At 71.5% G+C, this 11913-nt stretch carries 13 protein-coding genes and 1 pseudogene; 2 read left to right on the forward strand and 12 right to left on the reverse strand.

Going from position 1 to position 11913, the window contains the following annotated elements:
• The 3 genes from VGS97_RS17940 to VGS97_RS17950 all read right to left on the reverse strand — a co-directional run.
• Positions 1-1361, reverse strand: a 1361-nt coding sequence (locus VGS97_RS17940) for an aldehyde dehydrogenase (NADP(+)) (RefSeq protein WP_326854718.1), incomplete at its 3' end; no start/stop codon positions are given.
• 35 nt (positions 1362-1396) lie between these two features.
• Positions 1397-2227, reverse strand: a complete 831-nt coding sequence (locus tag VGS97_RS17945) for an NAD(P)-dependent oxidoreductase (RefSeq protein WP_326854719.1) — start codon at positions 2225-2227, stop codon at positions 1397-1399.
• A 28-nt stretch (positions 2228-2255) separates the two neighbouring features.
• Positions 2256-3065 carry an IclR family transcriptional regulator gene (locus tag VGS97_RS17950; RefSeq protein ID WP_414641746.1) on the reverse strand — a complete coding sequence of 270 codons (810 nt, stop codon included), beginning with the start codon at positions 3063-3065 and terminating at the stop codon, positions 2256-2258.
• A 46-nt stretch (positions 3066-3111) separates the two neighbouring features.
• Here VGS97_RS17950 and VGS97_RS17955 point away from each other — a divergent pair, with 46 nt between their 5' ends.
• Positions 3112-4143, forward strand: a complete 1032-nt coding sequence (locus tag VGS97_RS17955; RefSeq protein WP_326854721.1) for a 5-dehydro-4-deoxyglucarate dehydratase — start codon at positions 3112-3114, stop codon at positions 4141-4143.
• A gap of 25 nt (positions 4144-4168) precedes the next feature.
• Here the strand turns inward: VGS97_RS17955 and VGS97_RS17960 are convergent, their stop codons facing one another.
• The 9 genes from VGS97_RS17960 to hisD form a co-directional block, all read right to left on the reverse strand.
• Positions 4169-5452 carry a glucarate dehydratase family protein gene (locus tag VGS97_RS17960; RefSeq protein WP_326854722.1) on the reverse strand — a complete coding sequence of 428 codons (1284 nt, stop codon included), beginning with the start codon at positions 5450-5452 and terminating at the stop codon, positions 4169-4171.
• A gap of 87 nt (positions 5453-5539) precedes the next feature.
• Positions 5540-6310, reverse strand: a complete 771-nt coding sequence (hisF, locus tag VGS97_RS17965; RefSeq protein ID WP_326854723.1) for an imidazole glycerol phosphate synthase subunit HisF — start codon at positions 6308-6310, stop codon at positions 5540-5542.
• Positions 6307-6714: a RidA family protein gene (locus VGS97_RS17970; RefSeq protein WP_326854724.1), complete on the reverse strand. Its 408-nt coding sequence runs from the start codon at positions 6712-6714 to the stop codon at positions 6307-6309. The genes hisF and VGS97_RS17970 overlap by 4 nt, the downstream gene beginning before the upstream one ends.
• Entirely contained in the window at positions 6711-7448 is a 738-nt protein-coding gene (gene priA, locus VGS97_RS17975; protein ID WP_326854725.1) for a bifunctional 1-(5-phosphoribosyl)-5-((5-phosphoribosylamino)methylideneamino)imidazole-4-carboxamide isomerase/phosphoribosylanthranilate isomerase PriA, read from the reverse strand. Before priA ends, VGS97_RS17970 begins: the two co-directional genes overlap by 4 nt.
• 67 nt (positions 7449-7515) lie before the next feature.
• A complete protein-coding gene (gene hisH, locus VGS97_RS17980) occupies positions 7516-8151 on the reverse strand; it encodes an imidazole glycerol phosphate synthase subunit HisH (protein ID WP_326854726.1) in 636 nt (211 codons plus the stop codon).
• Between the two features lie 29 nt (positions 8152-8180).
• Entirely contained in the window at positions 8181-8342 is a 162-nt protein-coding gene (locus VGS97_RS17985; RefSeq protein WP_326854727.1) for a hypothetical protein, read from the reverse strand.
• Complete coding sequence (hisB, locus tag VGS97_RS17990; RefSeq protein ID WP_326854728.1) at positions 8339-8959, reverse strand: imidazoleglycerol-phosphate dehydratase HisB; 621 nt, start codon at positions 8957-8959, stop codon at positions 8339-8341. The genes VGS97_RS17985 and hisB overlap by 4 nt, the downstream gene beginning before the upstream one ends.
• A 2-nt stretch (positions 8960-8961) precedes the next feature.
• On the reverse strand, positions 8962-10068 hold the full coding sequence (locus VGS97_RS17995; RefSeq protein ID WP_326854729.1) for a histidinol-phosphate transaminase: 1107 nt from the start codon (positions 10066-10068) through the stop codon (positions 8962-8964).
• A gap of 14 nt (positions 10069-10082) precedes the next feature.
• Complete coding sequence (gene hisD, locus VGS97_RS18000; protein WP_326854730.1) at positions 10083-11585, reverse strand: histidinol dehydrogenase; 1503 nt, start codon at positions 11583-11585, stop codon at positions 10083-10085.
• Between the two features lie 138 nt (positions 11586-11723).
• On the opposite strand from hisD, the pseudogene VGS97_RS18005 reads away from it, so the two are divergent.
• Positions 11724-11913 (forward strand): annotated as a pseudogene (locus VGS97_RS18005) (hypothetical protein); the annotation flags it as partial.

Below are 11913 nucleotides of genomic sequence, written 5' to 3' on the forward strand. Positions count from 1 at the left end.
GGCATCGTCGTCGCGGGGAACGGACCGCCGTGCTGCTGGGCGTGGGTGACGGCGACGCCGGTCGGCCAGCCGTTGAAGATGACCCGCCCGGCGCGCTCGGCGAGCGTCCTGCCCACCAGCCGCGCCTCCTGCACGTCGTCGCCGTCGAGGTCCGCGTGCACTGTCGCGGCGAGATGCCCGACGTCCTCGGCCTCGATCAGCCGCAGCGCATCGGTCGGCGCGGCGCCGACGACCACCACGCCGATCGGCCCGAAGTGCTCCTCGTTGAGCAGTTCGCGGTGCTCGTATACGGCGCCGAGCGTGGTGCGGTAGACCTTCGGGGCGGCCGACCACGGCCCCTCGCCCGGATTGCCGGAGGCAAGTGGTTCGACCTCGCCGCGCGAGCCGAGGTCGTCGACCGACGCGACGTAACCCGCGTGGATCCTCGCGGAGAGCATCGGGCCGCCGGTGGTCTCGCGTACCGCGGCTTCCAACTCCTCCAGCAGCGCGGGATCGTCGGGCACGAACAGCACTCCCGGCTTGGTGCAGAACTGCCCGACCCCCTGCGTCAGCGACGCCGCGTATCCGCGCGCGATCTCGCGCGGCCGGGCGCGGGCCGCGCCGGGGAAGACGATGACGGGGTTGACCGAGCCGAGTTCGCCGTAGAACGGGATCGGGTGCGGCCGCTCGGCGCACAGCTTGGCCAGCGCGAGGCCGCCGCGGGTCGAGCCGGTGAAGCCGACCCCGCTCAGCAGCGGGTGCTGAACGAGCGCGGCCCCCTCCTCGACGCCGAACACGATGTCGAACACGCCCTGCGGCGCACTGGCCGACTCCAGCGCCGCCTTGACCAGCTGCGCGGTGCGCAGCGAGGTGCGCGGGTGCGCTTCGTGCGCCTTCACGATCACGGGACAGCCGGCGGCCAGCGCCGAGGCGGTGTCGCCCCCGGCGACCGAGAACGCGAACGGGAAGTTCGAGGCGGTGAAGACGGCCACCGGTCCGATCGGCCGCTTGATCCGGCGCAGGTCCGGGCGCGCGCCCTCGGCCGGCTCGATGACGATGCCCTGATACGAGCCGTCGCGCAGCACCTCGGCGAACAGCCGCAGCTGCCCGGTGGTGCGGGCCACCTCGCCGGTCAACCGGGTCGTGCCGAGCGCCGTCTCCGCATCGCACAGCGCGACCAGCTCCGCGGTGTGCCCGTCAAGCGCGTCCGCGATCGCCTCCAGGCCCGCGGCCCGCGTTTCCCGCCCGGTCTCCCGCCAGACCTCGAAGGCGGCGAAGGCGGCCGTCACGACCGCGTCCACGTTCTCGACCCCGGTGGCGGGCACCGGCTCGCCGGCCGGGCGGCCGGTGCGCGGGTCGTGTCCCTGGATCAGGTCGGTCATCGCGTCCTCACACTCACGGTTTCGACGGTCGCCGTTCACAGATTGTCGGCGTCGTACTGGGGCAGGGTGAACGAGCCGCCGAGCCGGCGCAGGACCGGGGCGTCCGGGGCCAGCTCCCCGCGTTCGGCGATGATCTCGGCGGCGAAGACCTCGGCGTCGTCCTGCGGCTCGTAGCCGAGCTCGCGCGCACCGTCGAGCGAGACCCAGCCGCCGCGGGTGTTCGCGGAGACGCCGTAGACGACGCGGTAGCCGGGCTTCTCGGCGGCGAGGCAGGCCTCGAACAGGCGCGCGCAGTCGTCGGGCGAGAGCCAGGTGGACAGCGCGCGCTGGTCCAGCGGCTTGGGGAAGCACGTCAGGATACGGATGCAGATGACGTCGAGGCCGTAGCGGTGGTGGTACAGCGCGCCGAGGGCCTCACCGGTGACCTTGGAAACGCCGTAGTACGTGTCCGGCGCCGGCGTCGTGTCATCGGGCAGCGGGTACTCGTCGGGCGAGTGGAAGCCGACCGCGTGGTTGGAGGAGGCGAAGATCACCCGGGGCACCCCGGCGCGGCGCGCGGCCTCGAAGATCTTGTAGGTGCCGTCGATGTTGACTTCCAGGATCCGTTCCCACGGCGCCTCGACGGACTGGCCGCCGAGGTGGATCACCGCGTCGGCGCCGCGGCCGGCCTCGGTCAGCGCGTCCAGGTCGGTGACCGAGGCGAGCACCGCCTCCTCGCCGGGTCCGGCTTCGAGCGGCGCGATGTCGAGCAGCCGCAGCACGCGCCCCGGCCGGGCCAGCCGCGAACGCATCAGGGTTCCGATGCCTCCGGCGGCGCCGGTGATCAGTACCGTGGACAACGATCCACCTGCTTCCTCTCTGTTCATGCCGGCTCCTCGAACCCGGAGGGTCACGCTACGGCCGTAGCAGGATGCCGAGCTGCCCGGCGTGCCGGCGGACCGCTTCGAGCGTCTCGGCGGCGTGGCCGGCGTCGTCGAGCCGCGAGTACGGCACGGAGCAGCTGATCGCGTCGGTCGGCGGCGTGCGGTAGTCCAGCGCGACCGCGAAACAGCCGAGCCCCGGGGTGTTCTGGCCGCGTTCGGACGCGTAACCGCGCTCGCGGACCTCGGCCAGCTCGGCGAACAGCCGGTCCCGGTCGACGACGGTCAGCGGCGTGATCGCTTCCAGCTGCGGCGGCAGGATCGCGTCCACCTCGGCGTCGGTGAGACCGGCGAGCAGCGCTTTGCCGAGCGCGGTGGCGTAGGCGGGCACCCGGCGCCCGACCCGGGAGGTCAGCCGCAGATGGTGCGCGGACTCGCGGCTGGCCAGGTAGACCACGTCGGCGCCGTCGAGCCGAGCCAGGTGGACGGTCTCGTTCACCTCGGCGCGCAGCAGCTCAAGTACCCGCGTGGCGGCCCGGATCACCGGGTCGCGGTCGAGGTACGACGTGCCGACCAGCAGCGCCCGCACGCCGATCGAGTAACCGGTCCCGCGCCGGTCGGTCTCCACCCAGCCGCGGGCGACCAACGTGCGCAGCAGCACGAAGAGGCTGGACTTGGGATAGGCCAGCTCGCGGTGGATCTCGCTGAGCGTCAGCGGCTCGTCGTACCCGGCGAGCAGTTCGAGCAGCTCGATGGTGCGGTCCGCCGACTTCACCCCGGCTACCTTCGTGTCGGCCGCCTTCGTACCGGCCGCACTCGCCGCATCCGTTCGCACACCGCCCATCCTCACACGCTCACCGAATGTTCACAAGAGAGATTATTATTCATACATGCGAACAACTGTAGCCCCGCTCGGCCGTCTCGACGGCCTGCTGTACTTTCCGGTCACCGCGTTCGCCCCGGACGGCTCGTTCGATCCGGCGGCGTACCGGGCACATGTCGAGGGTCGGCTGGCCGACGGCCCGGCGGCCGTGTTCGCCGCCTGCGGGACCGGCGAGTTCCCGTCGCTGGCTCCCGGCGAGTACGAGGAGTGCGTCCGGGTCGCGGTCGAGGCGGTCGAAAACGCCGCGTCTTCAAGGCCTTCAAGAGACACTGCGTCTTCAAGAGAGACGGTGTCTTCAAGAGACACAGTGTCCTTAAGAAACACAGCGTCCTCAAGAGACACAGTGCCGGTACTCGGCGGCACCGGCTACGGCACGGCGCTCGCGATCGAGTATGCGCGTGCGGCCGAACGCGCCGGGGCGCGGGGCCTGCTGGTATTCCCACCGTCCGGGCCGGACGGCGGCCAGGCCGGGCTGATCGCCCACTACCGTGCGCTGGCCGCCGCGACGCCGCTCGACCTGATCCTCTATCAGCGCGACCGGTTGGCCTTCGCCCCGCAGACGGTGGTCGAGCTGGCCGGGACGCCGAACATCGTCGGGCTCAAGGACGGCCGCGGCGACATGGACCTGATGCAGCGGATCGTCAGCGCCGTGCGCGCGGCCGGGATCGAGGGCTTCCAGTTCTTCAACGGGTTGCCGACCGCCGAGGCCACGCAGCGGGCGTACCGCGCGATCGGCGTCCCGCTCTACTCCTCGGCGGTGTTCTGCTTCGCCCCGGATCTCGCGCTGGCGTTCCACGCGGCTCTCGAAAAGGGCGACGGCGCGGCGGTCGACAAGCTGATCGACGTGTTCTTCCGGCCGTACGTCGAACTGCGCAACAAGCGGCCCGGGTATGCGGTGTCGCTGGTCAAGGCGCTCACGGTGGCCGCCGGGCATCCGGTCGGCGGGGTACGCGCCCCGCTGACCGAGCCGGACCCGGCGGACGTCGACGCGGTGCTCGAACTCCTCCAGGCCGCCCGCGCGGCGATCGCGCGGCCCTGATCAGGCAGCCCTGACCGAGTGGCCGTCAGAAGCGCGGGCGGCGCGGCGGCCAGGCCGGGTCCGCACGCAGCATCGCCGACTCGTCGTCACGCTTGCGCAGGCCGCAGGCCAGGTACTGCTCGTGCAGCCGGGCCAGCGCGTCGCGGTCGAGTTCGACCCCGAGACCCGGTCCGGAGGGGACGGCCAGCGCTCCGTGCGACCAGGTCAGCGCGCCCGCCTCGATCACGTCCTCGCGCTGCCACGGCGAGTGGGTGTCACAGGCGTAGGTCAGGTTCGGGGTCGCCGCGGCCAGGTGGGTCATCGCGGACAGGCTGATGCCCAGGTGCGTGTTCGAGTGCATCGACATGCCCCAGCCGAAGGTGTCGCAGATCCCGGCCAGCCGCTGCGACGCGCGCAAGCCGCCCCAGAAGTGGTGGTCGGAGAGCACCACCGAGACCGAGTCGAGGGCCGCCGCCTCGGGGATCTCCTCGAAGGACGTCACGCACATGTTGGTGGCCAGCGGCAGCGAGGTCTTGCGGGCCACCTCCGCCATGCCGGGGTTCCCCCCGGTCGGGTCCTCCAGGTACTCCAGCAGTCCTTCCAGCCGCGGGGCGATGCGCAGCGAGGTCGCCACGGTCCAGTTGGCGTTGGGGTCGAGGCGCAGCGGCAGGTCGGGGAAGGCGTCGCGCAGCGCCGCGACGGCGTCGGCCTCGGCTTCGGGCTCGAAGACGCCCCCCTTCAGTTTCAGCGAGCGGAACCCGTAGACGTCCACCATCCGCCGGGCCTGGGCGACGATGCCGTCAGGGTCGAGCGCGGCGCCCCAGTCGTCGTCCGGATAGTCGTCCGGCACCGCGTATCCGGGATGCTGCTCCCAGCGGTAGAACAGATAAGCGCTGTAGGGCACTGACGCACGCACCGCGCCGCCGAGCAGATCGCACACGCGCATGTCAGTCGCCTTGCCCTGCGCGTCATAGCAGGCCACTTCGAACGCGCCGTATGCCTGCGCGACCGTCTTGGCCCGCGAGGCACGGCCGACCAGCTCGGTCGGGCTGGAGCTGGAGACCGCGCCGAGCGCGACGGCGACCCGCCGATTCAGTTCGTTGAGGTCGAAGATGTCCACGCCGACGAGCGCGGGCACCGCGGCACGCAGGTTCCTCAGCGTCGGATCGTCGCCGTAGGTCTCACCGAGGCCGAACACACCCGCATCGGTGTCGAGTTCGATGACCGCGCGCAGTTGGTACGGCTCGTGCACGCCGGAGGCGTTCAGCAGCGGCGCGTCGAGGACCGCGATCGGCGTGATGGAGACGTGGGTGATCTTCGGGCTGCCCATACATCCACCTTAGTTCGCCGTTGCACGATTGTTCGCCCGCTTGACATTTCAGGAAATTCGAATTCGGGCTTGAGAAGTCCGCGCCTCTCAGCGCACCGGATGACCGGCGTCACGCAGCGCGCGCTTGACCTCGCCGATGGACAGGTCGCCGAAGTGGAACACGGACGCGGCCAGCACCGCGTCGGCTCCGGCGGCCACCGCCGGGGCGAAGTCGGCCAGCTTGCCCGCGCCACCCGAGGCGATGACCGGGATGGTCACCTCGCTTCGCACGGCGCGGATCAGCTCCAGGTCGTAGCCGTCCTTGGTGCCGTCCGCGTCCATCGAGTTGAGCAGCACCTCGCCCGCGCCGAGTTCGGCCGCGCGGCGCGCCCACCCGATCGCGTCGATGCCGGTGGAACGGCGGCCGCCGTGCGTGGTGACTTCGAAGCCGGACTCGGTCTCGACACCTTCGGGACAACGGCGCGCGTCCACCGACAGCACGAGCACCTGGCTGCCGAAGCGGCCGGTGATCTCGGAGATCAGCTCCGGGCGGGCGATCGCGGCGGTGTTCACCCCGACCTTGTCCGCCCCGGCGCGCAACAGCCGGTCCACGTCCTCGACCGTGCGCACTCCCCCGCCGACGGTCAGCGGGATGAATACCTGCTCCGCGGTACGCCGCACGATGTCGTACGTCGTCTCCCGGTCGCCCGACGAGGCGGTGATGTCCAGGAACGTCAGCTCGTCCGCCCCGGCCGCGTCGTAGGCCGCGGCCAGCTCGACCGGATCGCCCGCGTCGCGCAGGTTCGCGAAGTTGACGCCCTTGACCACTCGGCCCGCGTCCACGTCGAGGCAGGGGATGACGCGTACGGCCAGGCTCATGGGCGCTCTCCGGGGCCGTTCTCCCGGTACGCGTCGATCTCGACCTCGACAAGCATCTGAGGGTCGATCAGCTTGGAGACCACGACCATCGTCGCCGCGGGGCGTACCGCGTCGAACACCTCCTTGTGCGCGCGCCCGACATCCTCCATGTCGCGCGGGTGCACAACGTACATGCGAGTGCGTACGACGTCGTCGCGCGCGAATCCCGCCTCGGACAGTGCCTTGAGCGCCACGTTGAACGCGGTAAGGGCCTGGTTGTACGGGTCGCCCTCGTGATTCACGATCCCGCCTACCACCGCGGTGCTGCCGGAGACGTAGGCGTTGGGGCCGGCGACGACGAGGCGCGAGTAGCCGAACCGCTCCTCGAAGGGGCCGCCCGAGCCGTACCTGGCGCTGATGCTCATGAGTCGACTGCCTCCAGGGCTTGTTCAAGCGTGAACGCGCCCGAGTACAGCGCCTTGCCCACGATAACGCCCTCGACGCCGAGCGGGACGAGCTCTTGCAGTGCCTTGAGATCGGCGAGGGCGGAAACCCCGCCCGAGGCGACGATCGGCCGGTCGGTGGCCGCGCACACCCGCCGGTACAGCTCGACGTTCGGGCCGAGCAGCATGCCGTCCTTGTTCACGTCGGTGATCACGTAGCGGGCACAGCCCTCGCGGTCGAGCCGGTCCAGCGTCGCGAACAGCTCACCGCCGTCGCTGGTCCAGCCCCGGCCGCGCAGCCGCCAGGCGCCGTCCTCCAGCCGGGCGTCCAAGCCCACGGCGACGCGGTCGCCGTGCTCCGCGATGACTTCGGCCACCCATGCGGGCTGCTCCAGCGCGGCGGTGCCGAGGTTCACCCGGGTGCAGCCGGTGGCCAGCGCCGCGCGCAGCGAGTCGTCGTCCCGGATGCCGCCGGACAGCTCGACCTGCACGTCGAGCCGGCCGATCACGTCGGCGAGCAGCTTGCGGTTGTCGCCGCGGCCGAAGGCGGCGTCGAGGTCGACCAGGTGCACCCACTCGGCGCCGGCCGCCTGCCAGGCCAGCGCGGCGGCCAGCGGGTCGCCGTAGCCGGTCGCGGACCCGGCCGCGCCCTGGACCAGCCGGACCGCCTGCCCGCCCTCCACGTCGACGGCGGGTAGCAGTTCGAGCTTGGGCATGCGCGCCTTCCTTATCCGAGTCGAGAACAGGCTTGTCCGAGTCCCAGTACGGAATCCAAACAGCCGTTCAGAGCGTGGACACCCAGTTCGCGAGCAGTGCGGCACCGCCGTCGCCCGACTTCTCCGGATGGAACTGGGTGGCCCACAGCGCGCCGTTCTCCACGGCGGCGACGAACGGCCGCTTGCCGTAATGGCACCAGGCGACCTTCGGCTTGGGCAGCGGCCCGGTGTCTTCGAGGTGCCAGTCCTGCGCGGCGTAGGAGTGCACGAAGTAGAAGCGGACCTCCTCGGGCAGCCCGGCGAACATCGTGCTGCCCTCGGGGATCTCCAGCCGGTTCCAGCCCATGTGCGGGACCACCGGGGCGTCGATGCGCTCGACCGACCCCGGCCATTCGCCGCACCCCTCGCTCTCCACGCCGTGCTCGATCCCGCGCTCGAACAGGATCTGCATACCGACGCAGACCCCGAGCACCGGGCGCGCCCCGGCCAGCCGGCGGCCGATGATCCGCTCGCCGCGCACCGAGCGCAGCCCGTCCATGCAGGCCGCGTAGGCACCAACACCGGGCACGAACAGGCCGTCCGCCTCGACCGCAGTTGCGAAGTCGGCGGTGACGGTCACCTCGACGCCCTGGCGCGCAACGGCGCGCTCGGCGGAGCGGATGTTGCCGGAGCCGTAGTCGAGGATCGCGACGCGCTTCGTCACCGAACGCCCCCGCTCATTTCCACCACAGCTCACTTCCACCGCAGCACGCCGGCGGCTATCGCCAGCGCGGCGCAGACGCCGAGCAGCCCGGTGAGCACCTTCGGCAGTCCCTGTTTGGCGAAGGAGATGACCCCGCCGATCAGGAACAGGCCGAGGAAGATCAGGAACGCCGCCGCGTAGCTGCCGGTCACAGGACACCCTTCGTGCTCGGCACGCCAACCACCCGCGGGTCGTGCGCGCAGGCGTCGCGCAACGCCCGCGCGACCGCCTTGAACTGGGCCTCGACGATGTGGTGGGCGTTGCGGCCGTAGGGCACGTCGACATGCAGGCAGATCTGCGCCTGCGCGACGAAGGACTCGAAGATGTGCCGGGTGAGCGTGGTGTCGTAGGACCCGATCATCGGGGCGATCCGCTCGGGCTCGCGGTGCACCAGGTACGGCCGCCCGGACAGGTCGACCACGGCGTGCGCGGCGGCCTCGTCGAGCGGCACCCAGCAGTCGGCGAAGCGGCGGATGCCGGCCTTGTCGCCCAGCGCCTCGCGAAACGCCGAGCCGAGCGCGATGGCGGAGTCCTCGACCGTGTGGTGCGCGTCGACGTGCAGGTCGCCGACGGTCTTGACGGTCAGGTCGAACAGGCCGTGCTTGCCGAGTTGGGCGAGCATGTGGTCGTAGAAGCCGATGCCGGTCTCCACGTCCACCCGGCCGGTCCCGTCCAGGTCGATCTCGACCAGGACGGTGGACTCCTTGGTGGAGCGCTCGACCCGGCCTACCCGCCGTCGTGTCCCTACGCCGTTGCTCTCGCCGCTCACACTCACACGACCTCCTTCAGTGCGTCGAGGAACGCCCCGGTCTCCTCGGGCGTCCCCGCGGTGACGCGCAGCATCCCGGGCAGGCCGACGTCGCGGACCAGCACTCCCCGGTCCAGCAGCGCCTGCCAGACGGCCTTCGCGTCGCCGGTCCCGTCGGCGCTTACGCCGAAGGCGACGAAGTTCGCGTCGGAGGGCACGACCGGCAGGCCGAGCGCGGTCAGTTCGTCCACGATCCGGTCGCGCTGCGCCTTGACGGCGTTGACTGTACCGAGCAGGGCGTCGACGTGCGCGAGCGCGGTGCGTGCGGCAGCCTGGGTGAGCGCGGAGAGGTGGTAGGGCAGGCGGACCAGCAGCAGCGCGTCGATCACCGCGGGGTCGGCGGCGAGGTACCCGACGCGGGCGCCGGCCATCGCGAAGGCCTTGGACATGGTGCGCGTGACGATCAGCCGCGGCCGGCCCGGCAGCAGCGTGAGCGCGGAGGCGGTGCCCGGCCGGAAGAACTCCGCGTAGGCCTCGTCGATCACGACGACGCCCGGCGCTGCGTCCACCACCGCCTCGACCAGATCCATCGGCGCGGCGGTGCCGGTCGGATTGTTCGGCGAGGTGAGGAAGACCACGTCGGGCCGGTGCCGCTCGGTCGCAGCGACTGCTTTCGCCGGGTCGAGGGTGAAGTCCGGCTCGCGCGGCTCGGCGATCCAGCGGGTGCCGGTGGCCAGCGCGATCAGCCGGTGCATGGTGTACGAGGGCTCGAACCCGAGGGCGCTGCGGCCGGAGCCGCCGAAGCACTGCAAAATCTGCTGGATGACCTCGTTCGAGCCGTTGGCGGCCCACAGCTGGCGGCCGGTCAGGTCGTGGCCGAGGTACTGCGCGAGATCCTTGCGCAGCTCGACCGCGTCCCGGTCGGGGTAGCGGTTCAGCGTGGCGGCCGCGGCGGCAACCGCGTCGCGCAGATCGGCGATGAGCTCCGGTGGCGGCGGGTAAGGGTTCTCGTTCGTGTTCAGCAGGACCGGGACGTCGAGCTGCGGCGCGCCGTACGGGGCAAGCGTGCGCAGATCGTCACGTACCGGCAGCTCCTGCCAGGAGACGGGGCCGCCCTGCGTCGTCGTCACTGCTCCGGTCTCCACTACTGGGTTTCCTGGGTGTACTGCGTTTCCCGGGGTGCGGGGGCGTCCGGGGCGAGGTCGGTGGCCGAGGTCTCGCGCGGGACGTCGGCGAACTCCGGATACCTGGTCGTCAGGTCGTCGGCCGGCTCGCCGTCGTCGGCGCCCTGGGCGTCCGCGCCCGCCTTGGTTCCCTCGTGAGCTGTCTCATGCGGGAAGCGGATCGTCACAGCCTCGCCGTGCGCGGGCAGGTCCTCCGCGTTGGCCAGCGCGACCACGTGGTGTGCGACCTCGCCCAGCGCGGCGTCGCTGTACTCGACGATGTGCACGCCCTTGAGGAAGGACTGCACCGACAGGCCCGAGGAGTGGCAGGCGCAGCCGCCGGTGGGCAGCACGTGGTTGGATCCGGCGGCGTAGTCGCCGAGCGAGACCGGCGAGTACGGCCCGACGAACACCGCTCCGGCGTTGCGCACCCGCCCGGCGACCACGCGCGGGTTCGAGGTCTGGATCTCCAGGTGTTCGGCGGCGTAGGCGTTGACCACGGCGAGTCCGGCCTCGATGTCGTCCACCAGCACGATGGCGGACTGCCGGCCGCCGAGCGCGGCGGCGATGCGCTGGGCGTGCTTGGTCGCCGGTACCTGCCTGGCCAGCTCGACCTCGACCGCCTCGGCCAGCGCGAAGGCGTCGGTGACCAGCACCGCGGCGGCCAACGGGTCGTGCTCGGCCTGGCTGATCAGGTCGGCGGCGACGTGCGCGGGACTCGCGCTCAGGTCGGCGAGGACCGCGATCTCGGTGGGCCCGGCCTCGGCGTCGATCCCGATGCGGCCCTTGAGCAGCCGCTTGGCCGCCGCGACGTAGATGTTGCCCGGTCCGGTGACCAGGTCCACCGGCGCGCAGCGGGTCGCGCCCTCGCCCGCGCCGTACGCGAACATCGCGATGGCCTGGGCGCCGCCGACCGAGTAGACCTCGTCCACGCCGAGCAGCGCACACGCGGCCAGGATCGTCGGGTGCGGCAGGCCACCGTGCTCCTTCTGCGGCGGCGACGCGACGGCGATCGCGCCGACCCCGGCGATCTGCGCCGGGATCACGTTCATCGCGACCGAGGACGGATAGACGGCCAGGCCGCCGGGCACGTACAGGCCGACCCGGTCCATCGCGATCCACCGCTCGGTGACCGCGCCGCCGGGCACGACCTGCGTGCGCACGTCCCGGCGCTTCTGGTCGGTGTGCACCTTGCGGGCGCGCCGGATCGACTCCTCAAGCGCCGCGCGCACGTGGGGGTCGAGTTCGGACAGCGCGTTCGACAGCGCCTCACGGGCGACCCGGACCGACTGGAGGCGGACGCCGTCGAAACGCTCCCCGTACTCGATCAGCGCCGTCTCGCCGCGCAGCCGCACGTCGTCGCAGATCGGCCGCACCGCCTCGACGGCGGTCTCGACGTCGAGCTCGGCCCGCGGCACCAGGGTGCGCAGGTCGATCGAACCCCCGATGAGGTCCATCCCCCGCAAATCGATCCGAGTGATCACCTGACCAGTGTAGTTCCACCGGTCATGGCCGCGGCCGAGTATTCCGTCCAGCGGACGCCCCCGCACACGCACGGGTGACGGGTGACGGGTGACGGGTAATCCTGGCTCTGCTCGAAGAGCGGTGATCTGGGGCCACGTTTGCTCGGGCGCAGTGCGCAGGCTCTTCGAACTCGGCGTGCGCGTCGGCCCGGGCAAAGCAACGGTTGGGCAAGGTGTCGACTGCGCCGGGAAAGCCCGGCGCTCTACGCTAGGTACATGGCCGCCACCCTGCCGCTCTTTCCGCTCGGGTCGGTGCTGTTCCCCGGTGTGGTGCTGCCGCTGCACATCT

The sequence above is a fragment of the Actinocrinis sp. genome, from assembly GCF_035946395.1.
Taxonomy (GTDB): domain Bacteria; phylum Actinomycetota; class Actinomycetes; order Streptomycetales; family Catenulisporaceae; genus Actinocrinis.

Coding starts and splice junctions, on each gene's coding strand:
- VGS97_RS17960 (WP_326854722.1), bottom strand. CDS start 5,452: ATGGGCAGCCCGAAGATCACCCACGTCTCCATCACGCCGATCGCGGTC.
- VGS97_RS17950 (WP_414641746.1), bottom strand. CDS start 3,065: ATGGGCGGTGTGCGAACGGATGCGGCGAGTGCGGCCGGTACGAAGGCG.
- hisF (WP_326854723.1), bottom strand. CDS start 6,310: ATGAGCCTGGCCGTACGCGTCATCCCCTGCCTCGACGTGGACGCGGGC.
- VGS97_RS17945 (WP_326854719.1), bottom strand. CDS start 2,227: ATGAACAGAGAGGAAGCAGGTGGATCGTTGTCCACGGTACTGATCACC.
- priA (WP_326854725.1), bottom strand. CDS start 7,448: ATGCCCAAGCTCGAACTGCTACCCGCCGTCGACGTGGAGGGCGGGCAG.
- VGS97_RS17955 (WP_326854721.1), top strand. CDS start 3,112: ATGCGAACAACTGTAGCCCCGCTCGGCCGTCTCGACGGCCTGCTGTAC.
- VGS97_RS17970 (WP_326854724.1), bottom strand. CDS start 6,714: ATGAGCATCAGCGCCAGGTACGGCTCGGGCGGCCCCTTCGAGGAGCGG.